Source organism: Streptococcus oralis (assembly GCF_003942875.1).
GTDB lineage: Bacteria > Bacillota > Bacilli > Lactobacillales > Streptococcaceae > Streptococcus > Streptococcus oralis_BX.
On record NZ_RMVK01000002.1, the window covers coordinates 143,673 to 167,615 of the forward strand.

Annotated in this window: 25 protein-coding genes and 2 pseudogenes; all 27 read left to right on the forward strand. The window is 37.9% G+C overall.

Going from position 1 to position 23,943, the window contains the following annotated elements; genetic code table 11:
- Window position 1: 1 nt before the first annotated feature.
- Window positions 2–1,268: pseudogene (gene gtfA, locus D8844_RS10375) on the forward strand (sucrose phosphorylase).
- Window positions 1,269–1,530: 262 nt separating this feature from the next.
- The gene (locus D8844_RS02840; RefSeq protein ID WP_038806089.1) at window positions 1,531–2,274 is read left to right on the forward strand and encodes a CPBP family intramembrane glutamic endopeptidase; all 744 of its coding nucleotides are present in this window, start codon (window positions 1,531–1,533) and stop codon (window positions 2,272–2,274) included.
- A gap of 154 nt (window positions 2,275–2,428) precedes the next feature.
- Complete coding sequence (locus D8844_RS02845) at window positions 2,429–3,235, forward strand: alpha/beta hydrolase (protein ID WP_125421728.1); 807 nt, start codon at window positions 2,429–2,431, stop codon at window positions 3,233–3,235.
- Window positions 3,236–3,246: 11 nt separating this feature from the next.
- The gene (locus D8844_RS10480) at window positions 3,247–3,375 is read left to right on the forward strand and encodes an ADP-ribosylglycohydrolase (protein ID WP_125421731.1); all 129 of its coding nucleotides are present in this window, start codon (window positions 3,247–3,249) and stop codon (window positions 3,373–3,375) included.
- Between the two features lie 182 nt (window positions 3,376–3,557).
- A complete protein-coding gene (locus tag D8844_RS02855; RefSeq protein ID WP_125421733.1) occupies window positions 3,558–4,028 on the forward strand; it encodes a hypothetical protein in 471 nt (156 codons plus the stop codon).
- A 157-nt stretch (window positions 4,029–4,185) separates the two neighbouring features.
- The gene (locus D8844_RS10485) at window positions 4,186–4,314 is read left to right on the forward strand and encodes an ADP-ribosylglycohydrolase (protein WP_080998590.1); all 129 of its coding nucleotides are present in this window, start codon (window positions 4,186–4,188) and stop codon (window positions 4,312–4,314) included.
- Window positions 4,315–4,418: 104 nt separating this feature from the next.
- Window positions 4,419–5,036, forward strand: a complete 618-nt coding sequence (locus tag D8844_RS02865; RefSeq protein WP_125421737.1) for an SAP domain-containing protein — start codon at window positions 4,419–4,421, stop codon at window positions 5,034–5,036.
- Between the two features lie 40 nt (window positions 5,037–5,076).
- Window positions 5,077–5,190, forward strand: a pseudogene (locus tag D8844_RS10490) (ADP-ribosylglycohydrolase); the annotation flags it as partial.
- 312 nt (window positions 5,191–5,502) lie between these two features.
- Entirely contained in the window at window positions 5,503–6,474 is a 972-nt protein-coding gene (locus tag D8844_RS02875; RefSeq protein ID WP_125421740.1) for a DUF6892 domain-containing protein, read from the forward strand.
- Between the two features lie 70 nt (window positions 6,475–6,544).
- The gene (locus D8844_RS02880; RefSeq protein WP_125421743.1) at window positions 6,545–7,216 is read left to right on the forward strand and encodes a hypothetical protein; all 672 of its coding nucleotides are present in this window, start codon (window positions 6,545–6,547) and stop codon (window positions 7,214–7,216) included.
- 58 nt (window positions 7,217–7,274) lie between these two features.
- On the forward strand, window positions 7,275–7,937 hold the full coding sequence (locus D8844_RS02885; RefSeq protein WP_125421746.1) for a DUF443 domain-containing protein: 663 nt from the start codon (window positions 7,275–7,277) through the stop codon (window positions 7,935–7,937).
- A gap of 173 nt (window positions 7,938–8,110) precedes the next feature.
- Window positions 8,111–8,860: a hypothetical protein gene (locus tag D8844_RS02890; RefSeq protein WP_125421749.1), complete on the forward strand. Its 750-nt coding sequence runs from the start codon at window positions 8,111–8,113 to the stop codon at window positions 8,858–8,860.
- 135 nt (window positions 8,861–8,995) lie between these two features.
- Complete coding sequence (locus D8844_RS02895; RefSeq protein ID WP_049518666.1) at window positions 8,996–9,877, forward strand: diacylglycerol/lipid kinase family protein; 882 nt, start codon at window positions 8,996–8,998, stop codon at window positions 9,875–9,877.
- Window positions 9,878–9,941: 64 nt separating this feature from the next.
- Window positions 9,942–10,433: a phosphoribosylanthranilate isomerase gene (locus D8844_RS02900; RefSeq protein ID WP_049518668.1), complete on the forward strand. Its 492-nt coding sequence runs from the start codon at window positions 9,942–9,944 to the stop codon at window positions 10,431–10,433.
- Between the two features lie 142 nt (window positions 10,434–10,575).
- Window positions 10,576–11,232, forward strand: coding sequence for a hypothetical protein (locus tag D8844_RS02905; RefSeq protein ID WP_049518670.1), 657 nt, complete (start codon window positions 10,576–10,578; stop codon window positions 11,230–11,232).
- Between the two features lie 204 nt (window positions 11,233–11,436).
- On the forward strand, window positions 11,437–13,179 hold the full coding sequence (locus D8844_RS02910) for a glycoside hydrolase family 13 protein (protein WP_125421752.1): 1,743 nt from the start codon (window positions 11,437–11,439) through the stop codon (window positions 13,177–13,179).
- A gap of 156 nt (window positions 13,180–13,335) precedes the next feature.
- The gene (locus D8844_RS02915; RefSeq protein ID WP_125421755.1) at window positions 13,336–14,211 is read left to right on the forward strand and encodes a DUF4300 family protein; all 876 of its coding nucleotides are present in this window, start codon (window positions 13,336–13,338) and stop codon (window positions 14,209–14,211) included.
- 19 nt (window positions 14,212–14,230) lie between these two features.
- The gene (locus D8844_RS02920) at window positions 14,231–14,413 is read left to right on the forward strand and encodes a hypothetical protein (RefSeq protein ID WP_084849862.1); all 183 of its coding nucleotides are present in this window, start codon (window positions 14,231–14,233) and stop codon (window positions 14,411–14,413) included.
- A gap of 96 nt (window positions 14,414–14,509) precedes the next feature.
- Window positions 14,510–15,016 (forward strand): YfbM family protein, encoded by a 507-nt coding sequence (locus D8844_RS02925; RefSeq protein ID WP_049518678.1) that lies wholly within the window; start codon window positions 14,510–14,512, stop codon window positions 15,014–15,016.
- 178 nt (window positions 15,017–15,194) lie between these two features.
- Entirely contained in the window at window positions 15,195–15,749 is a 555-nt protein-coding gene (locus D8844_RS02930) for a hypothetical protein (protein WP_125421758.1), read from the forward strand.
- Between the two features lie 621 nt (window positions 15,750–16,370).
- Window positions 16,371–17,831 carry an aminotransferase class I/II-fold pyridoxal phosphate-dependent enzyme gene (locus tag D8844_RS02940; RefSeq protein WP_125421761.1) on the forward strand — a complete coding sequence of 487 codons (1,461 nt, stop codon included), beginning with the start codon at window positions 16,371–16,373 and terminating at the stop codon, window positions 17,829–17,831.
- Window positions 17,832–18,692, forward strand: coding sequence for a polyamine aminopropyltransferase (gene speE / locus D8844_RS02945; protein ID WP_000366713.1), 861 nt, complete (start codon window positions 17,832–17,834; stop codon window positions 18,690–18,692).
- Window positions 18,689–19,948 carry a saccharopine dehydrogenase family protein gene (locus tag D8844_RS02950; protein WP_125421764.1) on the forward strand — a complete coding sequence of 420 codons (1,260 nt, stop codon included), beginning with the start codon at window positions 18,689–18,691 and terminating at the stop codon, window positions 19,946–19,948. Before speE ends, D8844_RS02950 begins: the two co-directional genes overlap by 4 nt.
- Complete coding sequence (nspC, locus tag D8844_RS02955; protein ID WP_125421767.1) at window positions 19,948–21,075, forward strand: carboxynorspermidine decarboxylase; 1,128 nt, start codon at window positions 19,948–19,950, stop codon at window positions 21,073–21,075. The genes D8844_RS02950 and nspC overlap by 1 nt, the downstream gene beginning before the upstream one ends.
- Window positions 21,072–22,157, forward strand: coding sequence for an agmatine deiminase (aguA, locus tag D8844_RS02960; protein ID WP_125421770.1), 1,086 nt, complete (start codon window positions 21,072–21,074; stop codon window positions 22,155–22,157). The genes nspC and aguA overlap by 4 nt, the downstream gene beginning before the upstream one ends.
- Window positions 22,158–22,166: 9 nt before the next feature.
- Complete coding sequence (gene aguB, locus D8844_RS02965; protein WP_125421773.1) at window positions 22,167–23,042, forward strand: N-carbamoylputrescine amidase; 876 nt, start codon at window positions 22,167–22,169, stop codon at window positions 23,040–23,042.
- A 144-nt stretch (window positions 23,043–23,186) separates the two neighbouring features.
- Entirely contained in the window at window positions 23,187–23,924 is a 738-nt protein-coding gene (locus D8844_RS02970; RefSeq protein ID WP_125421776.1) for a TraX family protein, read from the forward strand.
- Window positions 23,925–23,943: the final 19 nt, after the last annotated feature.

Here is a 23,943-nt window from a genome sequence, read left to right on the forward strand (position 1 = left end):
TATGAAAGTAAAAAATCAAGCAATGTTAATTACCTATTCAGACAGTCCTGGAAAAAATCTGAAAGACTTGAAGTAGGTCTTAATCTCAGCCAAGTCGCCTTTTCCCTTGATTTCCTAGAAAAGAAAGATGAGTCTGCCTATCCGGATTTGTTTATCCACTACAAAAACTTTTGGCCAAACAGTGGGCCGACTCAGGAAGATGTAGACCTGATTTACAAACGGAAGCCACGTGCTCCCTATAGCATTGCCAAGTTTGCTGATGGTAGTGAGGAAAAAGTTTGGTGTACCTTTGATGAGCAACAGATCGACCTCGATGTGACAAGAGAAACAACTCGTCGCTTTATTCAGGAAAATCTGGAACAGCTGGCGGACCACGGAGCTTCCATTATTCGCTTGGACGCCTTTGTCTACGCCAATAAGAAAATCGGCACCAACTGTTTCTTTGTTGAGCCAGATATTTGGGAAATGCTTCATTTTCCGTGTCAGCTATTGGCACCAAAAGGAGTGAAAATTCTTCCAGAAATTCATGAACATTACACCATTCAGCAAAAAATCGCTGAGCAAGACTACTATGTCTATGACTTTGCCCTTCCGATGCTGGTTTTTCATGCTCTTTATTCAGGTAATGTCAAACGTCTTGTTCACTGGATGGAAATCTGCCTCGCAAGCAATTTACAACCTTAGACACGCACGATAGTATCGGAGTGGTCGATGTCAAGGACTTGCTAACAGATGTTGAAACAGAGGCGACAAGAGAAGCCCTCCATGCCCAAGGAGCAAATGTCAAAAAGATTTACAGCTCAGAGGCCTACAATAATTTGGATATTTATAAGAAAAATTGTACCTACTATTCATCTTTAGGAAATGATGACCAAGCCTATCTCTTGGCACGTGTGCTTCAATTTTTTGCACCAGGTATTCCGCAGATTTACTACGTTGGCTTGTTGTCAGGAGAAAATGATATCGAATTGCTCGAATCAACCAAAGAAGGCTGCAACATCAACCGTCACTATTACGATTTGGAAGAAATTGAGCGAGAAGTTCAACGCCCAGTTGTGCAGTCCTTGTTCAATCTGCTCAAATTCCGTAATACCAGCGCAGCATTTGATGGAGAGTTTGCTGTTGACATGGAAGACGCTAATACTATCCACATCAGCTAGACCAATACCGATGCCAATACAGTGGCAGAATGAAGAGCTAATCTGAAAGATAAATCATTTGAAATTACAGAGAAAATAGATAGTGAAAGAACATCGATTTATCTATAATAGAATACAAACGAGTGGTGGAAACGTTTGATTTCCTCACTCTTTTTGTTAGCTAGTTAGTAACAAAATAGTACTTAAACGTAAACTATGAATTATATCCTGTTGTGACNATAATTGTTCGAGAATATTCGTAATAAAAAACAGGAACAGTCAATTAAACTGCTCCTATTTTTATGATAGAATATAGGTAGTTATAAATCGAGAGCAACTAAGAAGCAGTAACAAATATTACATATAAAATAATCAAAATAAGGAAGATAAAATGACAGAAATTGACAAAAAGAATTTAAAAAATTATCTTTATTGTACATTTGGAATTACTTATATAGCTTGGGGGATTCTTGCCATCTTTACTCAATCTTATATTTTGGGATTAGAGACATTTATAGGAAGAATATTACATATAGTTGGTGCACTTGGACCAGCTATTGCAAGTGGCTTTTATTTAAAAAGTAATAATATAAAATTTAAACATTTTTTATTTAATAAGATAGAAAATAGTAGTATTTATTTCATTTATCATATGTTAGCAATTTTGATACTATTTTCTGTATCTTCCTTAGAATTAAACGGAGTATCCATTTATCTGATGCCATTATTCTTTATACAACTAATTTTTTTTGGTGGTGGACATGAAGAATTAGGATGGAGAGGAATATTACAGCCATTACTTGATAAAAAATATACTTATTGGCAATCTAATTTGATTGTAGGTTCAATCTGGGGAATTTGGCATCTGCCTTTATGGTTTATAGTCGGAGAAAGTCATCAAGGATTTCCTTTCATTTTATTTTTTATATATACATTATTTTTAAGTTTTGTTTTAGGGCTTCTTTATCGTCAAACGAAATCTGTGGGGTACTGTCTATTATTTCATGCGTTCGCAAATTTGTTAAATCTCTATTTTGTGTTAAAAATTAATCTTATTTTTATTATCATTTTTATTGGTTATTTGATTTATACTATATTGGCGAGTAATAGAATTAGTAAGGAAACAACATTTTAAAATTTAGATCAGGATATCCATTATTGAATGTAACGTGTGGTCATTCTAGATAATCAATGTTAGAGACTTTTCTATTTGATGAGGCATCACTGATTGTTCAAACTGATTTAACAAGTATTTATCTAGTGAAAGTCCTACAGCAAGGAGTTTAAACATGAAATTCCATGAATTTGGTGATAAGAATTTGCCTCCTATTTTACTGATACATGGTGGTGGCAGTTCTTGGTGGAATTATCTTCGTCAAGCACGAATCTTGTCAGAAGAATACCGTATTATTCTACCCACTTTGAATGGCCACAGCGAGGAATATCAACTTGATTATGTTTCTACTGAAGATTCTGCTTTGGAGATTCTAGACTATATCAAAGCAAACTGTGGTGGGAAATTGTTTGCAATCGGTGGTGTTTCACTTGGTGGTCAAATTGCCATTGAGCTTTTGTCTTTAGACAGTGAAATTGCTGAGAAGGCCATCATAGATGGAAGCCTCTGTATTCCTCAACCAAGGTTAGCTAAAATCAGCATCTTTCTAGTGTCTCTATTTGGTAAACTGATGTTCAATAAATTCTCTTGCAAACTTCAGTTAAGCATGATGAACAAACTCTATCCTAAACTGGCTTATCCAGAGGAAATAAAAGCTTATTATTTAGAGGATTTGCCAAGGACGCCTGTCAAAACATTGGTGACCATTTACAAAAACTATATGGGATGTTACAAGCTGAAAGATATGATTTCTGCTAGCAGGGCTCAGGTTCTGTATATCTATGGTGAAAAAGAATTGAACTGTGTGAAAGAATCAGCGAAATTATTTCATCAGCTACATTCAAATACAATTTTGTATGAAGCAGAGGGCTATAACCACGGCTATTTATCAGCTTACCTGCCTTATGAGTGGATTGATTTGGTGGTGCCATTTTTAAAGAGTGATTCATTAGAAATGTGTAACGAATCTGATATGCAATAAGGAGGAAACGGATGCTCGGAGTAATTGTTGGAGACATTGTAGGTTCAGTTTACGAATGGAATAATATCAAAACGAAGGGTTTTCCTTTATTTTATGAGGATTGTTTTTTCACGGATGATACGGTAAGTCCGAACCGCTGAGTGTGTAGCTTTGCTGGTAAAAGCGTAAAAATCTTATAACAAAAGAACTTAAGAAAGTATTGAAACAAAGGCTTTTGCCGTAAGAGATATTTTAGTATTATGCCTGAAATTAAAATAGGCTAAGAGTAGATTTGTGAGTTTTGAACAATTTTTCCTAGCTTACTTAGGAATGGAGAGATAAGATGACATGGACTAAGGAATATTTTTCTAAAATTGAATTTATTATTCATTGTGGTTGTGAAATTTTTGGTTATTTTGAGTGTAATCTGATGAACTCTGAACTGTCCTACCAAGAGTGTGGGAATACTGGAATGATCGTTTTTGAACATAGTCAGAAACTATCCGAAAAAGCCTTATCTAAACTCATGAAATATACGCGACTTATTGATTTTGAGAAATATAGAAAGGGGAACAATTCAAATAAGAATGATAAAGTTATTGGTTATAGAGATGCATTTTCGATAACTTTCAAGGGCTATAGTCAAGATGGACAAGATTTATTGATATATAATATGGACTATGTTTACAAGGATTGGTACAATAGATCCGTTGATAACTTGTACAGTTTTATAAGCGAAACCTATTTTTCAGATTTTCAAAATAATAGATGTTTTATTGCTCAAGGGCTGATGGCTGGTGTACTTCCGTTTTAGGTATAATAGGAAGATGTAGTACATAGTGGAATCAAAAAAGTTTTTTAATTATAATTTGATTAGATGAATACCTATAAATTATACAAAATTCGTTAATAGATAATTTTAAAACTATAGTTGATGGTCAAATTCCCGATATCTTACAAGGAGGAATCTTATGCTAGGAGCAATAGTTGGAGACATTGTAGGTTCAGTTTACGAATGGAACAATATCAAAACGAAGGATTTTTCTTTATTTTGTGAGGATTGTTTTTTCACGGATGATACAGTAAGTCCAAACCGCTGAGTGTGTGAGTTTGTTAGTGAAACATAGTTAATCCTCAAACTAAAGAAACTAAAACTCCATTATTTAGAAATGAAAACCTAAACTGGTTTTAAGGAGGTAAAATATTGATGGAAAGCAGACCTGAGTTCAATAAAGTCGCATCCTTTGATGAATTTAATAAATACTATTGGTATCGGGATGAACTTTCACAGATATGCAGGTCATTAGGACTTGAATATAGAGGTACAAAACAGGAACTCAATGATATTATTGAGCAGTACTTCAAGGGGAATTTGATTAAAAAATCATCAGTAAAAAGGAAAAAGAAACGAGTAGAAGTCGTTACTTTAGATACGCCCTTACTTGAATGTGGATTCTCCTTTAATGCACACTTTAGAGAATATTTCTCAACTTTAACAGGTGTTTCCCCCTTTAAATTTACTGCTGATATGGCCACTGCTTGGAGAAAAGTAAAAAAAGAAAATGAATTGAATTTCACAATCCAAGATATGCTAAAAGTTTATTATGGAGATTCAGATTATGCCAAGTATGATCATTCGGTTTGTCAATGGAACCAATTTTTAAAGGATTTCTGTGCAGACGAAAATAGTGGCAACTACTCGAATAAACTAAAAGTAGCTTCCATTCTTTGGAAAGAAGTTAGAAATTCAAGTAATGCAAAAATTTATTCAAAGAATCTTTTAACTAAATATGCAGATAAAATAAAAGAGTATGACAAATAGAAATGTCTGTCTAAACCAATAGTTTATAAGGAGAAATGCCATGCTAGGAGCTATTATTGGAGATATTGTAGGTTCGGTTTACGAATAGAACAACATCAAAACGGAGGGTTTTCCTTTATTTTGTGAGGATTGTTTTTTCGCGGATGATCCGGTAAGTCCGAACCGCTGAATGTGTAAGCTTGTTAGTGAAACGTGGCTAATCCTCTCACCTTTTCATTTTAAGGCAAGAAGGCTTCAAAGCTCCACTGGAGCTTTGAACTCCCCAAACCTTTTGTGTTCCGCGGACGCGCCACGTTGAGGCGGTAAGTCTATTAGTGAAGAGTAATTAATTTTCAGAAGGCTTCCTGCCTTTTTAATCCTACGGACGAAAAATACGGCAAAACCTTATTTTATACAGTAAATTTTCTAACGTTAGAAAAATAGATTTGATGCATTTAAATAAACAAATTATAAATAGGAGAATCCAATGTTTAGTTTTTTTAAAAAGAAAAGTCCTATAAACCTCGAAATCAATTTTAATGACAATTCAATGGCAATGAACGGAACCAGCTTGTCTTTTCCTTTATCTTTGAAAGATATTGAGGCTGTGTTAGGAAAGCCTGATCAGGTTGTCAAAAAAGAAAATAAATACATAAAGTACATTTACGACAATGCTGGTATTGTATTTGAACATTCGCTTTCTGTCAAGAATCATTTAAAGAAATGCAGGGTCTATATTGATGATGAGCATCTACTTTCTACTATCAGTTTCTACTACGGTGATGTTGTAAAACCTATGTTTGGAGAAGAAGAATTACCCAAGATGCCTTGTCATGCCGTAGTATCCACTGATGGGAAGACTCCCTATTTTCTTTATGATAGACACAGAACTGGGGATTTCAATTTTATTTTATGGACCCCTCGTGGAACCAATTTTAATGGAAGACCAGATGTAATGAGATATCCACTCACCATTTCTTACTATCCAGAAATCAAGCATGAACGTCAAAAATCAAATCCAAAAGTTGTTCAAGAAAAATATCTTCATTTCGATAATCTGAATTTTAAACTAGCTATTATCCAAGTATTGATGTATGATTTAGAGGTTTTAAAGCCAGCTTTTGATATTTTTGATTTTTCAGAGGAATTTAGCGAGTTGGATATTGATACAGAAAGTACAGAACTTGTCGAGCCTGCCTTAGAATACTTTAAAAATCTTCAGATTTCACAGAAGTATGCAAGTCTTGTAAAAGAGATTGATATGGATGGCGGTAATGAAATTTTTATGAATCTGATTCCTCAGTGGGATGGTGAAGATAGTATTTTTGATTTGAATGAGGTTAGTTTGGCTGAATTAAAGCAGTTCCCAAATTTAAAACAGGCGACAATCATGTCAAGTAATTTTGAACAAGTTAAGGAAACTTTTGCTGCAGTTGGAGTTGACGTAGAACTAGTGTAAGTTAAACTAAACATTTATAAATTTTTGAAAAATCTTACTTTTATGACTCGAAAAAAGGATTAAATAAAATATGAAAAAGTTTAAATGGTGTTTATGTTTAACTGGATTTCTTGTTATTCTTTTGACAGCATCTTCATTGAATGCCTGTAGTTTGGGTGGCGAAACCATTCCCCAAAATAGAACAAAGGAACAGTACGAGTTTGAAAAAACGTTTGATCCCATGTTTAAATTTTTGGAACAAGAGCAGAAGAATTTTAATGGGCTGGAAGCTTATAAAAGCAGAGTCTATATAAAAAATGGTGACGAAGTCAAAAGATATGAAATTGACCTAGATATTACCAAGGCAGATGGTAAGGGTGACTATAGAATACAAATCGGAGAAAACAAAAAAACGGTTCCCGTTAGTTATTCTAATGGCAAGTTGCATTACGATTCGGAGATAGCCCCTTTATTTGACGAAGAGATTCTTAACTTAGTTGTCAAAAGAGATGTTTTTGACTCCTTAAATGTAAAAAGAACGTTAAGAACAGGAACAACAGAGCTTAGTGAAATTATCTACCAGCCAGAAAATAACTCTGACCTCTTTCAGAAACTGAAAAGCAAATATGATCTACCAGAGGAAACAACGTGCCAAATTAGAATAGATTACTCAGATAAAACAAATTATGGGATCACAATACAGTTAACATCGAAAGAGATGTCTGTCAAAATTGGTTTAACTATTATTAAAAAACGGGGCTAACGATTTAGGAATGTTATTGAAAAGAGTTTTTTAACTCTGATAAGATTTAAAGGTGAGTATGAAAGTAAAATTCAAAGAAACGAATAAAGTATTTTTCAAAATAGTAGAAGTAGAGGGGGAAAAGTATATTCTAGATTTGACGACTGTTAGACCAAAATCCTATTTCTGGGGTTCTCTTCCCGATGAAATTACTGCAAAAATGCAAAAGTTAGATAAAAGAGATACGCGTTTTGAGAGTGTAGCTCCAACTATGAGTAAATCAATTGGGGTTGCAATTGGTACAGCAATAGGGGGATCTGGCTATCGGCTTGTGACAAATTTTTTTAGAAACAATGGGATTAGTCACAACCTTCCTTTAAAGATAGTTTTATATGGCCTATTCATTTTCCTAGCTTATCTTGTTTTCTGGTTCATTGCTATAAGAGCTCGTCATAGTGTCCAAAAAAGACTTGAGAATAAAGTTTCAAACTATCAAATAACTTTTAAACCAGTTGGAAATAAGCGTCAATTAAAACATTACAAACTTCTTCCTTTTATCCTTGTTCCGACTCTTGGATGTTTTACTTTCTATCTAAATATTGTTGATGGGACAGAGGGTGCCCTACTTGTTATTAATAGTATTATATTATTGGGATTTTTTACAGTGATTTTAGGCATGTCACCACTCCGAGAAAGTGTCGAAAAGCAAGAGATTATTTTTGATAGAATAGAGAAGTTATAAGTTAAGATGAAAGATGAAAGCTATTTTATGATCCTCTTTTGCAGGTCACATTGGGCTATTTTATAAGAAAAAATTATGTAATAGCGAAGAAAGTGTTTATGTTGCTCAACGACTCATTTAAGGTTCAGAACTTCTCTCGTAATGCCACATTGTAATTTAGAAAAGGAGTAAAAATGAATTATTTAGAAATACGCAAGAAATATGGATTTTATAGAAAAGTCGTGATTGTTTTGGCTGTTCTTCTCAGTCTTTTTGTAGCTTGGATGGTGAATGATAGGACTATTCAAACCCTTTGTATTTTATTCATAAGTGCACTCTTATTTCTTTTCATTGCACTAATCAGAAGAGGGTATGTAAAGAGTGGTACTAAGTTACTGCATATGGATTTAGATTTACCATCTTGGAAGCAATACATTGAATTGAAGAAAGATGCAAAAAGAGCTATTATAAAAATGGATGTGACACTAACATCTGTTGGGTATTCCTATATGATTGGTGATTTCGATGCTGCCATTAAGGAGGCTTCTGAAGCAATGACTGATCAAAAACTGAAGCCAAAATACAGGGATTTCTTAGAGAGTTACCTCATTCGCTCGACAGTTCTTGCAAATCCTAACCTGACCAGGGACCAGCTTGATCTTATACTAAACAAAATGTCCATATCAGATTCCTCTCTAGCTGAGAAAACAAAAAGCGTTAGTATTGCGCTTTACGATTTAACAATTGCTCATCAATCCAATGATTACTTTGAAGACTTGGAAAACGAATTTAAATATCAACAATTGGAAATCACTTACTATCAAGCTTTGAACTCTAAATTAAAAGGAGATATGACCAGGGCAAATGAGTTGTTTAGAAAACTCGCTCAAGAAGATGAACAGCTCTATATCGTACGGAAGTCTAAAGAATTTTTAAAAAGTTGAGCGTTTTATTTGACTGATTAACGTCTCTATTCTAGTTAGTGGATCCGATTTTTCGAGCATTTGGATGGCGTTTACATCACTCAAGTGATATAATTAGTTACTAGAATTTTTGTAACTATTAAAGGAGTATTATCAATGAAAAAAGCAATGTTAATTATTAACCCTACCTCTGGTGGGGAAAAGGCTTTGGATTATAAGGTCAAGCTGGAGAATAAAGCCAAAGATTATTTTGAGCAGGTGGAAACCAAAATTACCGAAAAAGCGCTGGATGCAACACACTTTGCTGAGGAAGCGTCTCGTAAGCAGTACGATGCAGTGGTTGTTTTCGGTGGAGACGGGACTGTCAATGAAGTCATTTCGGGTATTGCTGAGAGAGACTACATTCCTAAGTTAGGGATTATCCCTGGTGGAACGGGTAACCTCATTACGAAACTGTTGGAAATCAATCAAGACATTGATGGCGCGATAGATGAACTCGATTTTAACTTAACCAATAAGATTGATATCGGTAAAGCAAATGATAACTATTTTGGTTATATCTTTAGTATCGGTTCTCTGCCTGAGGCGATTCACAATGTTGAAATCGAGGACAAGACGAAATTTGGTATCTTTGCCTATGCTGTAAATACCATGAAGTCCGTCATGACGGATCAGGTCTTTAACATTAAGGTTGAGACAGAAAATGGAAATTATGTTGGTGAAGCTAGCCATGTTTTGGTTCTCTTGACAAATTACTTCGCTGATAAGAAAATCTTTGAAGAAGACAAAGATGGCTATGCCAATATTTTGATTCTAAAAGATGCTTCTATATTCTCTAAATTATCCGTCATTCCTGATTTACTAAAAGGGGATGTTGTCGGAAATGATAATATTGAGTATATCAGAGCGCGTAATATTAAGATCTCTTCAGATAGTGAATTGGAGTCAGATGTTGACGGCGATAAATCGGATAACCTACCTGTAGAAATTAAAGTCCTAGCACAGCGAGTAGAAGTGTTTTCAAAACCGAAAGAGTAGAAGATAAAAAAATAGTTTATTTTTTACAATGAAATCAAGTTTCATATCAACGATTGGAGGAGGAATGAATTCTCTATTTGATGAATTTCGAACAATTTGCTCTCATTTAAACCAAGTCGGAATCACACCGACGCTCATGGGGTCTTTGGGGTTTGAATACCGTTCAAATGAAGAATGGGGGCCGTCTGACATTGACATTCATGTGGCTGGTGACCCTAGAGGTTGGGAAGCACCTGATCATCTCAGAATTTATGACTGGGACAAGATAATGAAAGTGATGAACCACTTGGGCTATACCTTGGTAGATATTCATGAGCATGAATTCCAAAAAGATGGTCTGAGTGTTGAATTCGGAAGTATCGATTCTTTACCTGATTTTGCAAGAGTTTCGGAATCAGATATAGAGCTGATTCATCTCGAAAACATCACTTTTCGCGTTCCAAGTTTAGAACAGTATTTAAGTATTTACAAGGCTTCTTCCCAAGATTCCTATCGAAATAACCACAATAACAATAAGGATTTTAAAAAGATTGAGTGGCTGGAAAGACATTTGTAAAACTGTCTTTCTATACAACGCCTTAAAATTAAATAATATGGATATCTCAGAATATTTAATTCGTTTCAAGAAATTTTATTAATAGGTATTATTCATAACATAGTGCTTAATTTAGTGTTTTTATAAAATCGGAGGGAATGATTTGTCAGTTTTAACAGAAAAAACAGAATGGCTCTGGAAAAAAAATCAGGAGCTATGGCTTAAAGAAATTGTTGAATATATTGAAGCAAATGATTTAGTTGATTATAATTTTCAGGACAATAACGAATGGACTGCTAGAGATTATGAACAGTCACCTTTATGCCAGATAATTTGGGGAGAAATAGTTTCCAGTTACCTTTCTAAGAAATTCGGCGAAGAGTACACATATTTAATAAATAGGTATCATTTAACAGTACAAAGCGATACGAAAAGTTTTCGTTTTCTCTTTGATGTAATGAATAATGGTAAGGCAGCATATAATCCTTCTTATAGGACCAAAGATAATAGTGATATTATATATAAATATCATTATATTGGTAATTTTACCCCTATTCCAGGTAATGTTCCATTAAAGCCAAGTTTACAATTTAGTCACAAAGTTTTTCAAGAAGATTGGAACAAGATGATAGAGCATATTAGAGATCGTTGGAATGAATTTAAGTTTGATTTGACGTTTGATGAATATATTGAGATGACTTTTCAAACCGATTATTATTCAAACAAAAAATTTAATAAGATTAGTGGAAAAGAAGATATAAAAAATATGATTATTTCGAGAGGCAAGCTAATAGAAGGACGGTTAAAAGAGCTAATTTAAAATTAAGTATGAACTATTTAAATAGTTTTTGAAAAAGTCTAATAATGAGAAGTCTTAGAGATAAGACTTTTTTATTTATAGAACCAAACCACTCAAAACTAGGGGCAAACCTTGCAAATAAAATACGAAAGTAGTATACTAGAGTCACGATTATGAAAACGTTTGCGCAACGAGATGAATCAAAGTAAACTAGGAGACAGAACAATGGAATTAACAGCCATTTACCACAGACCAGAGTCGGAGTATGCTTATCTTTATAAAGACAGGACAATGCACATTCGCCTCCGGACCAAGAAAGATGATATTGAAAGCATTAGCTTACATTATGGAGATCCTTTTATCTTTATAGAGGACCGTTATGAAGCAATCAAGAAGATGAGTAAAGTAACTTCTGATGCTTTGTTTGATTATTGGCAAGTGGAGATTTCAGTTGGCTATGCCCGACTCCAGTATCTCTTTGAACTTAAAGATAAGCAAGCTCAGAGTATTTTGTATGGCGATAAGGGATGTGTTGAAAACACACTAGAAAATCTTCATTATGAAGGAAATGGATTTAAAATCCCTTATATACATGAGATTGATGCTTGCCATGTTCCTGACTGGGTAGCTGATACAGTTTGGTATCAGATTTTCCCAGAACGTTTTGCTAATGGGAACCCTGAGATTTCACCAGAAGGGACTTTAGCTTGGGATTCCTCTATCAAACCAAAGACGAGCGATTTCTTTGGTGGTGATTTACAAGGCATTATTGACCATCTGGATTACTTGCAGGACTTGGGCATTACAGGTCTTTATCTCTGTCCGATTTTTGAATCCCCGAGCAATCACAAGTATAATACGACGGATTATTTCGAAATTGACCGTCATTTTGGAGACAAGAAAATCTTCCGTAAACTGGTGGAGGGAGCCCATCAGAGGGGCATGAAAATCATGCTGGATGCTGTTTTCAATCATATCGGGGACCAGTCTCCACAATGGCAGGATGTTCTCAAGCATGGTGAAAAGTCGGAATATAAAGACTGGTTCCATGTTCAAGAATTCCCCGTGACCAAGGATAAGCTGGGAAACCCAAGAAAACTCCCTTACCATACCTTTGCCTTTGCTAGCTATATGCCCAAGCTCAATACGGCCAATCCTCAAGTGAGAGACTATCTGTTAAGCGTTGCGACTTACTGGATTGAAGAGTTTGATATCGATGCATGGCGCCTGGATGTAGCAAATGAAGTAGACCATCAATTTTGGAGAGATTTCCATAAGGCTGTCTTGGCTAAAAAGCCTGACCTTTATATTCTTGGAGAGGTTTGGCACACTTCACAGCCCTGGCTAAATGGAGATGAATTCCACGCAGTCATGAACTATCCTCTCTCTGACAGTATCAAGGATTATTTCTTGCGAGGGACTAAGAAGACACCTCAATTTATCGATGAAATCAATAGCCAGTCTATGTACTATAGACAACAGATTTCGGAAGTGATGTTCAATCTTTTGGATTCGCATGATACGGAGCGCATTTTGGCAACGGCCAAAGGAAATATCCAGCTTGTTAAGTCTGCCCTTGCCTGCCTCTTTTTGCAAAGGGGAACACCGTGTTTCTACTATGGAACTGAGTTGGAGTTAGGTGGAGGACCAGACCCAGATTGTCGTCGTGTCATGCCTTGGGAACGTGTTTCCGACAGTAATGACATGCTTCATTTCATGAAGAAATTGATTCAGCTTCGTAAGGATGCTTCAGGCATTATCCAACATGGAACTTATAGACTGCAAGAGATCAAGCCAGATGTGGTATCTCTGGCATGGGATTATGATGGACAAAAACTCCAAGCTATTTTTAACCAATCAACTGAAAACTATCTTTTAGAAGACAGTGACGCTGTAGCGCTAGCCAGTCATTGCCAAGAATTGGGACTGCAACTGGCGATTTTGCCTAAAGGTTTCGTCATTCAATAAAAAATAGGATTAAAAAGACTGTAATGAATGGGTGATTCGTGCAGTCTTTTTTTGACTTATGTAGTATAATAAAGCTAAGTCACGGATTACCGGATGAGGGATTAGTGAATGGTGTTTAAAATGAAAGAGAGACTTACACTCTAGAAGGAGAATTGCATGAAACGAAAGAGTAAAGTGGTAGCCTTGGGGCTATGTTTGCCCTTATTAATTGGATTGGCTGCATGTCACCAAAATAATACGAGGACTGAAGCTTCAAATCAGATACAGACCAGTTCGGATAAAGTTCCTTGGACGGCTTCATATACCAATCTGAACAATCAGGTCAGTATCGAAGAGGTCAAATCTCTCTTATCAGCGCACTTGGATCCAAATAGTGTTGACGCATTTTTCAAACTTGTTACAGACTATAATGCGACTGTCGGCTCCACTGGCTTAAGTGGTGATTTTACTTCCTTTACAAAGACAGAGTATGATGTAGAGAAAATCAGTAATCTCTGGAATCAAAAAAAGGGTGACTTTGTCGGGACCAACTGCCGTATCAATAGCTATGCGCTCTTGAAAAATTCAGTCACGATCCCAAAACTTGAAAAGAATGACCAGCTACTTTTTGTGGATAATGACGCTATTGATAAGGGAAAGGTGTTTGATGCGAAAGACAAGGAAGAGTTTGATATTCTATTTTCTAGGGTGGAGACAGAAGCAACGACAGATGTAAAAATTCACGCGCAGAATATGGAGAAATTCTTCTCCCAGTTTCAATTCAATGACAAAGCTCGAATGTTGTCTGTTGTATTGCATGACAATTTGGATGGAGAGTTTCTTTTTGTCGGGCACGTTGGTGTTTTAGTGCCAGCTGATGATGGTTTCTTATTTGTAGAGAAACTGACTTTTGAAGAGCCTTATCAAGCTATTAAGTTTGCGAGCAAGGAAGATTGTTACAAGTATCTATCCACTAAATATGCGGATTACACAGGTGATGGACTAGCTAAGCCTTTCATTATGGACAATGAAAAGTGGATTGAAGGATATTAATGTAGGCAAAGGTGATGAGATGGAAACAGTAATAGCGCTTTTAGTTGTCATTCTTATCGGATTCTGGGCTGTAAACATTCTCAAGCCTCGTAAGGAAAATAAAAAAGAAAGATTTATTGGCTATATGCAGCGCTATGATATTGACGGCGAGGGCTATCAGTCAGAAGTCTGGGAAGTAGCAGAAGATGAGAATGAGAAATAAGGAGGAGAGTCCAAAAACAGTAGATTTCTTGCCTTTTTCAAGAAAGGGGACTAGTAACATCAGTACTATCCTAAGGAACTGATAGGAGGAAACATTATGGGAATGATTGCTAATTATCGATATCTATCTGACAATGAATTAAGCCAAATAATGCGAGATTCTCGTCAGGAAGAGGAATTGCTTGACTTAGTCGAGGATTCTACTAAGGAAAATGAGACGTTGATAGATATTGACAAAATGTGGGATGCCTTACTCTTTGTTATGACAGGCTTTAGTAGTTCAGAATTTATGGATGACGATCCTTTGAGAGAAGCTGTCTTGGGAGTGACCCCTTTAGAAAATGTGTCAGAATATATAGCCTATACTGAAAAGTCAAAGATAGCTGAGATTGTTCAAGCTTTAGAGAATTTTGACATGGATAGGGCTCTGGCTGACTTTAGCATGGAATCATGCAAGAAGGCCGATTTGTATCCCGATATTTGGGATTATCTTGATGAAGAGGAAGAAATCAAGGATGACATTCGAACCTACTTTGTAAAAATGAAGGACTTTTATAAGAAAATCTTAACTCTCAAGGGGAATGTCTTAGTGACTATTTGTTAACTACTTTTACCAACTGTTAGTCAGGTGCGTGATGAATGCACATTTAGAAAATCGAACACCTGATGATTTGTCTGGTGGATGAAATATTCCACCGTGTAGTCGGACGGGATAGATAGAAATAGGTTATAGAATTTGTAAGCATAATAAATTTTAAACTTTAAGATGGAGGATTAAAGAGATGGGAAAAATTGAATGGGAAAATGCAAAGACGCGTTTAGATGCCTTGCTTGTCATTGATGAGTATCGAACAGATCCAAACAAGACCTGGCTTCGATTGATCGTTAAGACTGAGGAAAGCTATGGGATCCGTTACCTTATCAACAACGGTTCTGGTGATTCTCTAGATGTGATGTTCACTGATAAAATGATCCTTATAAAGGGCTTTGATCATGAAAGCAGTTTGAGTCAATTTGCTGCGGATGAGTGGAATCAAGACATCATAGACGGATTTTATAAAGGACTGGATGTAAAGTATCAAAACCTATATTCAGAAGAGCAAAAAGATGAAACAACTTTCTTTATCTGGTATGACGGTCAAGAGCATCAAAATACCTACCAAGAGCAGGACGGTGGCGAATGGTTGTTATCCTATTTCTTTGACAGTTTTGAGAAATTTCATGAGTTTGTGACGGATTACTATTCAATTACTGTAGATGAGGATTTACTTAGAAAACTTTACAATCAAGGACAGCTTTCAGAAGTAGAATTGGAGCAGTTGATTCGCACTTCCTAGCTAGAAATGTGTATAAAATCTGATGAAAAGAACTGATTTTCAATATCAAGTTATACTTTAAGATTATTGAAGCAGCTAATGGTTGTAGTTTCTTTTTTCTTATGTCTATAACGCTTTAAAGCGATTTCTTTTTATTGTTGAATAATATTTTGCGAACAAAAAAAGAAATTCTTTAAAAAAGTTTCACAAAATCCTTTACAAGCTCTTGTAAACATGATATAGTTATAAGGCTTAGAAAATGAGAAGATGTTTTCTAGCAAATATAAACCCGAGTAAAAAATGCCTACGGACAGGCAGGGTTGAATGCCGAAGCGTGGTTGAAAAGCCACATTATTGATAGGGTTAAAAGCCTACTTTTATAAGTTGATGTTAGGACACTTGTCCTAATTCATAAATTTTAGTGTGGTGAAAGCACACGTCATCTTGTGAAACGATCAATAAAGTACGTAATATTTGCTACTAGAGAGTTAGGAAACATCAGGAACAGACATACTCAACAGAAACCAAAATACACACGTCAGAAGATTGCAGAGCAGGTGAAAACCTGCTCTTTTTTCATAAGTCAACCTTTAGTCGCCTTTATCTTCTTGAGGTGCTAAAAATACGGTAAAGGAGTATGTCTTGAAGAAGTTAGATCAAAACCAAGCCCCAATTTACGAGGCTTTGGTCAAACTACGCAAGAAAAGGATTGTCCCCTTTGATGTGCCAGGTCACAAGCGTGGACGAGGAAATCCAGAACTTGTCGAACTGTTAGGAGAAAAATGTGTTGGCATTGATGTCAATTCTATGAAACCCTTGGATAATCTTGGTCATCCCATTTCGATTATTCGGGATGCGGAGGAATTAGCTGCGGATGCTTTTGGTGCAGCCCATGCCTTTCTCATGATTGGGGGAACAACCTCATCAGTTCAGACCATGATTCTTTCCACCTGTAAGGCAGGAGATAAGATTATTCTGCCACGTAATGTTCACAAATCTGCTATCAATGCGCTGGTTCTATGTGGTGCCATTCCCATCTATATCGAGATGAGTGTGGATCCTAAAATCGGTATCGCTTTAGGTCTTGAAAATGACCGTGTTGCACAGGCCATTAAGGAACATCCAGATGCTAAAGCTATCCTAATCAACAATCCTACTTACTATGGGATTTGTTCAGACCTCAAGGGTTTAACGGAAATGGCTCACGAAGCTGGCATGATGGTTTTAGTGGATGAAGCCCATGGAGCGCATTTGCATTTTACAGATAAATTGCCGCTGTCTGCTATGGATGCTGGCGCTGATATGGCGGCGGTCTCTATGCATAAGTCTGGTGGGAGTTTGACCCAGAGCTCCATCCTTCTTATCGGGGAGCAGATGAATCCTGAGTACGTTCGTCAGATCATTAACCTGACCCAGTCTACATCTGCCTCTTACCTACTTATGTCTAGTTTGGATATTTCTCGTCGCAACTTAGCCCTTCGTGGCAAAGAGTCTTTTGAGAAAGTCATTGAACTATCTGAGTATGCTCGTCGTGAAATCAATGCTATCGGTGGTTATTATGCCTACTCAAAAGAGCTCATAGACGGTGTGTCTGTTTGTGATTTTGACGTGACCAAGCTGTCCGTTTACACTCAGGGTATTGGCTTAACAGGTATCGAAGTTTATGACCTCCTGCGAGACGAATACGACATTCAGATCGAATTTGGTGATATTGGGAATATCTTAGCTTATATTTCGATTGGTGACCGCATCCAAGACATCGAACGTTTGGTCGGTGCTTTGGCGGATATCAAGAGACTCTACTCAAGAGATGGAAAAGATTTGATTGCTGGAGAATATATCCAGCCCGAGTTAGTGCTGTCTCCTCAGGAAGCCTTTTATTCAGAGAGAAGAAGTTTCACCTTGGATGAATCTGTTGGACATGTCTGTGGGGAATTTGTCATGTGCTATCCTCCAGGCATCCCAATCCTAGCACCAGGTGAACGGATTACACGAGAGATTGTGGATTATATACTATTTGCCAAAGAACGTGGTTGCTCCCTCCAAGGAACGGAAGATCCAGAAGTCAATCACATCAACGTCATTAAGAGAAAGGAGAACTAGATGGATTTATGGTTTTCTGAAGTTCATACTCCAGATGTGAAACTGTCCCTGAGAACAGCTAAGCAACTCTACGCTGGAAAAAGTGAGTGGCAGGATATCGAAGTTTTGGATACGCCAGCTTTTGGGAAAATATTAATCTTAAATGGGCATGTCTTATTCTCAGATGCAGATGACTTTGTCTACAATGAAATGACGGTCCATGTTCCCATGGCTGTGCATCCCAATCCAAAGAAAGTATTGGTTATTGGGGGTGGTGATGGTGGTGTTGCCCAAGTATTGACGCTCTATCCTGAACTAGAGCAAATCGATATTGTAGAACCAGATGAGATGCTGGTTGAGGTTTGCCGAGAATATTTTCCAGACTTTGCTGCAGGACTTGATGACCCTCGCGTCACCATTTACTACCAAAATGGACTGAGATTTTTGAGAAACTGTGAAGATGATTACGATATCATTATCAACGATGCGACAGATCCATTTGGGCATACGGAAGGGCTCTTTACCAAGGAATTTTACGGCAATAGTTATCGCGCTCTTAAAGAAGACGGTATCATGATTTACCAGCATGGGAGTCCCTTCTTTGACGAGGATGAGTCAGCTTGCCGAAGCATGCACCGCAAGGTCAATCAAGCCTTTCCAATCAGTCGGGTCTATCAGGCGCACATCCCAACCAGCCCAGCTGGCTATTGGTTATTTGGTTTTGCATCGAAAAAATACCACCCTGTTAAAGATTTTGATAAGGAAGGCTGGAAAAAACGCCAGCTTTTCACGGAATACTATACTGCAAACTTACATGTTGGTGCCTTTATGTTGCCCAAGTATGTTGAGGACATTTTAGAAGAAGAGGAAGGAAAAAAATGAGTCGTTTATTAGTTATTGGATGTGGGGGCGTTGCCCAAGTTGCTATTTCAAAGATTTGCCAAGTTAGCGAAACATTTACAGAGATTATGATTGCTAGCCGTACCAAGTCAAAATGCGATGACTTGAAGACTAAATTAGAAGGTAAAACAAATACTAAGATTGAGACAGCTGCTCTTGATGCAGACAAGGTAGAAGAAGTGATTGCCCTGATTGAAAGCTACAAGCCAGAAGCTGTTTTGAACGTAGCTTTACCATATCAAGATTTAACAATTATGGATGCTTGCTTGGCAACAGGTGTCCACTATATCGATACCGCCAACTATGAAGCTGAGGACACAGAAGACCCAGAATGGCGCGCCATTTATGAAAAACGCTGCAAGGAACTTGGTTTTACAGCCTACTTTGACTACTCATGGCAATGGGCTTATCAGGAAAAATTCAAAGAAGCGGGCTTAACTGCTCTGCTTGGATCTGGCTTTGACCCAGGTGTAACCAGCGTTTTTTCAGCTTACGCCCTTAAACATTATTTTGATGAAATCCACTATATCGACATTTTAGACTGTAATGGTGGTGACCACGGTTATCCATTTGCAACAAACTTTAACCCAGAAATCAATCTCCGCGAGGTTTCTGCGCCAGGTTCTTACTGGGAAGATGGAAAATGGGTCGAAGTCGAAGCCATGTCAATCAAGCGTGAGTATGATTTCCCTCAGGTTGGACAAAAAGACATGTATCTCCTTCACCACGAAGAAATTGAATCACTTGCCAAAAACATTCCCGGTGTCAAACGCATTCGTTTCTTTATGACTTTTGGTCAATCTTATCTAACGCATATGAAATGCTTGGAAAACGTTGGTCTCCTTCGTACGGATGCTATTAACTTTAATGGACAAGACATTGTGCCGATTCAATTCTTGAAAGCCTTGCTTCCTGATCCAGCCAGCCTTGGCCCACGCACAGTTGGTAAAACCAATATCGGCTGTATCTTTACAGGTGTCAAAGACGGTGTTGAGAAGACTATCTATATCTACAATGTTTGCGACCATCAGGAATGTTACGCAGAAGTTGGTTCACAAGCTATTTCTTACACTACTGGAGTTCCAGCTATGATTGGGACAAAATTAGTTATGAACGGAACTTGGAAACAACCTGGAGTTTACAACCTTGAAGAGTTGGATCCAGATCCATTCATGGAAGCTTTGAATAAATACGGTTTGCCATGGGTTGTGGTTGAAAATCCACAAATGGTGGACTAATGAAGTTAGAACAAGTACCCACACCAGCCTATGTCATTGACTTGGCCAAGTTAGAAGCCAATTGCCGTATTTTACAGCAAGTTCAGGAAGAAGCGGGCTGCAAGGTTTTACTGGCCCAGAAGGCTTATTCCCTCTATAAAACCTATCCCTTGATTAGTCAGTATCTGTCAGGTACGACGGCTAGTGGTCTCTATGAAGCTAAGTTAGCTAGAGAAGAGTTTCCGGGGGAAGTCCATGTCTTTGCGCCTGCTTTCAAGGATGCAGACTTGGAGGAATTGCTGGAGATAACGGATCATATCGTCTTCAACTCGGAGAGACAGTTGCGTAAACACGGTTCTCGTTGCCGAGAGGCTGGTATCAGTGTCGGTTTGCGCCTCAACCCTCAGTGTTCAACTCAAGGAGATCACGCGCTCTATGACCCTTGTGCACCAGGTTCTCGGTTTGGAGTTAGCCTAGACAAGATACTAAGTGATTTGCTGGACTTAGTAGATGGTCTTCATTTTCACACCCTTTGCGAGCAGGGGGCGGATGATTTAGAGACAACTTTGAAAGCTGTAGAAGAACAGTTTGGACCTTATTTACATGAGGTTAAATGGCTCAATATGGGTGGTGGCCACCACATCACCAGAGAAGACTACGATGTGGATTTGCTGATTTCTGAAATCAAGCGTATCCGAGAAACTTACAATCTTGAAGTCTATATCGAGCCAGGTGAAGCTATTGCGCTCAATGCGGGTTATCTAGCTACTGAAGTATTGGATATTGTAGAAAACGGTATGGATATCTTGGTTTTAGATGCGTCCGCGACCTGCCATATGCCAGATGTACTTGAGATGCCCTATCGTCCACCTTTAAGAAATGGCTTTGATGCAATGGAAAAAGCCCATACCTATAGACTTTCTTCCAATACCTGTCTAACGGGTGATGTGATTGGTGATTATAGTTTTGAAAATCCAGTCCAAATCGGTGATAGGCTTTATTTCGAAGACATGGCAATCTACTCCTTTGTTAAAAATAATACCTTTAATGGTATTGGATTGCCAAGTCTCTATCTTATGGACGAACAGGGAGACTGTAGCTTAGTCAAATCCTTTGGCTATCAAGATTTTAAAGGGAGATTATCATGATGGACAGTCCAAAGAAATTAGGCTATCGTATGCCAGCAGAGTATGAACCCCATCAAGGCACCCTCATGATCTGGCCAACTCGACCAGGTTCATGGCCCTTCCAAGGAAAGGCTGCTAAAAGAGCATTTACTCAGATTATCAAGACCATAGCAGAAGGGGAAAGAGTCTTTCTTTTGGTGGAGCAGGACCATCTATCCGAAGCTCAATCCTATCTTGAAGAAAAGGTTGTTTATCTAGATATCCCTACTAATGATTCCTGGGCGCGTGATACGGGGCCGACCATTCTCATCAATGATAAAAAAGAAAAGTTGGCAGTAGATTGGTCTTTTAATGCCTGGGGTGGTGCTGTCGATGGTCTTTATCAAGATTATGAAGAGGATGACCAAGTAGCCAGTCGTTTTGCTGAGGCCTTGGAAATTCCTGTTTACGATGCCAAACCTTTTGTACTGGAAGGCGGCGCCATACACAGCGATGGTCAGGGAACCATTCTTGTGACTGAAAGTTGTCTTCTAAGTCCTGGACGCAATCCCCACCTGTCTAAAGAGGAAATCGAAAACACCTTATTGGAGAGCCTTGGTGCTGAAAAAGTTATCTGGCTTCCTTATGGTATTTATCAGGATGAAACCAATGAACACGTTGACAATGTTGCAGCCTTCGTTGGTCCTGCAGAGCTTGTCTTGGCTTGGACAGATGATCAAAATGATCCCCAATATGCCATGTCAGTAGCTGATTTAGAGCTTTTAGAAAAAGAAACGGATGCACAAGGGCGTTCCTTCACCATTCATAAATTGCCAATCCCAGCGCTTCATCAAGTTGTAACCGAAGAGGATTTGCCAGGCTACACCTATGAAGAAGGTGAAGAGGAGCGTTATGCAGGTGAACGTCTTGCAGCTTCCTATGTCAATTTCTATATTGCAAACAAGTCTGTCTTAGTGCCACAATTTCAGGATGTAAACGACCCAGTCGCCCTATATATCCTCAGCAAGTGTTTCCCAGACCGTAAGGTCGTAGGAATACCAGCCAGAGACATTCTGTTAGGTGGTGGCAATATCCACTGTATCACCCAACAAATCCCAGAATAGGAGAAAAAGATGAGAAATGTAAGAGTTGCAGCGATCCAGATGCAATGTGCTAAGGATGTGGCAACGAATATCCAAACAGCGGAACGTTTAGTTCGCCAAGCTGCAAAACAAGGCGCACAAATTATTCTCTTGCCGGAGTTGTTTGAACGTCCTTATTTTTGTCAGGAACGCCAGTATGACTACTACCAGTATGCCCAGTCGGTGATAGAAAATACAGCTATTCAGCATTTCAAGGAGATTGCTAAGGAACTAAAAGTTGTTTTACCAATCAGTTTCTATGAAAAAGATGGCAATGTCTTGTATAACTCAATCGCCGTTATTGATGCAGATGGTGAAGTGCTGGGTGTTTATCGGAAGACCCACATACCAGATGATCATTATTATCAAGAAAAATTTTACTTTACGTCTGGTAACACTGGTTTCAAGGTCTGGGATACTCGCTATGCTAAGATTGGGATTGGCATCTGTTGGGATCAATGGTTTCCTGAAACGGCGCGCTGTCTTGCGTTGAATGGGGCAGAATTGCTCTTTTATCCTACAGCTATTGGTTCGGAACCTATCTTGGATACAGATAGTTGTGGTCACTGGCAACGTACCATGCAAGGTCACGCAGCAGCTAATATTGTCCCAGTCATTGCAGCCAATCGTTATGGTTTGGAGGAAGTCACTCCTAGTGAGGAAAATGGCGGACAGAGTTCCAGTCTTGACTTCTATGGTTCCTCCTTTATGACGGATGAAACAGGAGCTATTCTAGAGAAAGCTGAAAGGCAAGGAGAAGCTGTTCTGTTAGCGACTTATGACCTTGATAAGGGAGCAAGTGAACGCCTCAACTGGGGACTGTTTCGAGATAGAAGACCAGAAATGTACCAACGGATTACCGACTAGAAGATAAATTTCATAATAAATTTTTGATATTCACGCCTGTCTTACAAAAATGTAAGATAGGCTTTTTAAATGTAAGATGGGTGTACGATTATACGTGGAAATGTATGCTATACTCTATGTAAATCAAAAAGAAAGAGGTTTATTATGAAAAAATGGAATGCAACGCAGTTGAAGTATCTGATGGCGGCAGTAATGGTTCTAGACCATATTCCGCATATTACAGAAATCGTTTCTCCTTTGTGGGAAGGTATCTTTCACGCCTTGACCCGTTGTGTGGGAGTTTGGTTTGCCTATATGGCTATGGAAGGCTTCATCTATACTCGAAATTTGAAAAACTACCTCATCCGCCTCTGGTCTTGGGCGCTTATCATGTTTGCTGGAAATAGCCTTCTCAATACTCTGTTTGCCTCTAAGGGTGTAATGGTTACTAATAATATTTTCCTGACTTTAGCCATCAGTGTCACCATGCTTTGGATTGGTTTTCCCAGAAAAGAGTTGGATAAAAAGGAGAAGTTGTGGCGTCGGATTGGAGTTGCTGGGCTCTTGATTTTCGGTTGTCTTTTTACTGAGGGTGGTATTACTATGCTACCATTTCTCTTGATTAGTTACTCTTGTCGAAATCGCAAGGGATTGCGAAATCTCCTATATGCCTTTCTGTGGGCCTTCTTGTTAGTGACTTCCATCCAAATTTACGACACTTGGCACCAAACACTAGAAATGATGCTTTACAATTCTGACTGGCTCTTTATCACCGTATTTCCTTTTATGGCCTTGTATAATGGGGAACGTGGTGAACAAACTATATGGAATAAGTATTTCTTTTATATTTTCTACCCAGCTCATCTATGGATCATAACCTTGATTGCTTATTTGGTTAAGTAGATTCAATTTCCATTAGCTC

Excerpts from the sequence above, each read along its gene's own strand:
- D8844_RS02840 (WP_038806089.1), top strand. The coding sequence starts at position 1,531 with ATGACAGAAATTGACAAAAAGAATTTAAAAAATTATCTTTATTGTACA.
- D8844_RS02845 (WP_125421728.1), top strand. The coding sequence starts at position 2,429 with ATGAAATTCCATGAATTTGGTGATAAGAATTTGCCTCCTATTTTACTG.
- D8844_RS10480 (WP_125421731.1), top strand. The coding sequence starts at position 3,247 with ATGCTCGGAGTAATTGTTGGAGACATTGTAGGTTCAGTTTACGAATGG.
- D8844_RS02855 (WP_125421733.1), top strand. The coding sequence starts at position 3,558 with ATGACATGGACTAAGGAATATTTTTCTAAAATTGAATTTATTATTCAT.
- D8844_RS10485 (WP_080998590.1), top strand. The coding sequence starts at position 4,186 with ATGCTAGGAGCAATAGTTGGAGACATTGTAGGTTCAGTTTACGAATGG.
- D8844_RS02875 (WP_125421740.1), top strand. The coding sequence starts at position 5,503 with ATGTTTAGTTTTTTTAAAAAGAAAAGTCCTATAAACCTCGAAATCAAT.
- D8844_RS02880 (WP_125421743.1), top strand. The coding sequence starts at position 6,545 with ATGAAAAAGTTTAAATGGTGTTTATGTTTAACTGGATTTCTTGTTATT.
- D8844_RS02885 (WP_125421746.1), top strand. The coding sequence starts at position 7,275 with ATGAAAGTAAAATTCAAAGAAACGAATAAAGTATTTTTCAAAATAGTA.
- D8844_RS02890 (WP_125421749.1), top strand. The coding sequence starts at position 8,111 with ATGAATTATTTAGAAATACGCAAGAAATATGGATTTTATAGAAAAGTC.
- D8844_RS02895 (WP_049518666.1), top strand. The coding sequence starts at position 8,996 with ATGAAAAAAGCAATGTTAATTATTAACCCTACCTCTGGTGGGGAAAAG.
- D8844_RS02900 (WP_049518668.1), top strand. The coding sequence starts at position 9,942 with ATGAATTCTCTATTTGATGAATTTCGAACAATTTGCTCTCATTTAAAC.
- D8844_RS02910 (WP_125421752.1), top strand. The coding sequence starts at position 11,437 with ATGGAATTAACAGCCATTTACCACAGACCAGAGTCGGAGTATGCTTAT.
- D8844_RS02915 (WP_125421755.1), top strand. The coding sequence starts at position 13,336 with ATGAAACGAAAGAGTAAAGTGGTAGCCTTGGGGCTATGTTTGCCCTTA.
- D8844_RS02920 (WP_084849862.1), top strand. The coding sequence starts at position 14,231 with ATGGAAACAGTAATAGCGCTTTTAGTTGTCATTCTTATCGGATTCTGG.
- D8844_RS02925 (WP_049518678.1), top strand. The coding sequence starts at position 14,510 with ATGGGAATGATTGCTAATTATCGATATCTATCTGACAATGAATTAAGC.
- D8844_RS02930 (WP_125421758.1), top strand. The coding sequence starts at position 15,195 with ATGGGAAAAATTGAATGGGAAAATGCAAAGACGCGTTTAGATGCCTTG.
- speE (WP_000366713.1), top strand. The coding sequence starts at position 17,832 with ATGGATTTATGGTTTTCTGAAGTTCATACTCCAGATGTGAAACTGTCC.
- D8844_RS02950 (WP_125421764.1), top strand. The coding sequence starts at position 18,689 with ATGAGTCGTTTATTAGTTATTGGATGTGGGGGCGTTGCCCAAGTTGCT.
- nspC (WP_125421767.1), top strand. The coding sequence starts at position 19,948 with ATGAAGTTAGAACAAGTACCCACACCAGCCTATGTCATTGACTTGGCC.
- aguA (WP_125421770.1), top strand. The coding sequence starts at position 21,072 with ATGATGGACAGTCCAAAGAAATTAGGCTATCGTATGCCAGCAGAGTAT.
- aguB (WP_125421773.1), top strand. The coding sequence starts at position 22,167 with ATGAGAAATGTAAGAGTTGCAGCGATCCAGATGCAATGTGCTAAGGAT.
- D8844_RS02970 (WP_125421776.1), top strand. The coding sequence starts at position 23,187 with ATGAAAAAATGGAATGCAACGCAGTTGAAGTATCTGATGGCGGCAGTA.